General features: G+C 63.3%; 1 protein-coding gene. It reads left to right on the forward strand.

The annotated features are described in order from the left end of the window. Positions 1-259, forward strand: a 259-nt coding sequence (locus ACW4DH_RS19030) for a hypothetical protein (protein WP_459637969.1), incomplete at both ends; no start/stop codon positions are given.

Raw genomic sequence — 259 nt, forward strand, 5'->3', positions numbered from 1 at the left:
TTACACCGAAAACGGTTGGGAGCCCGATGCAGTCATGCTGCTGCAGGCAACCAGCCCAGTGCGTCTGCCCGGCACTCTGGCTCGTGCGGTCCGCCAGTTCGCGGAGAACGGTAAGGACTCCATGGTCGGTGTGATTCCGATTGGTCCGTTCATCTGGACCTGGCACGCTGACGGTGAGCCCACCGCGGCGTTCGAGATTATGGCTCGCCCGCGCCGCCAGGAGCTGACCAAGGAAACCTTCCGCTACCGCGAGAACGGT

This window comes from Halomonas sp. WWR20 (genome assembly GCF_054602495.1).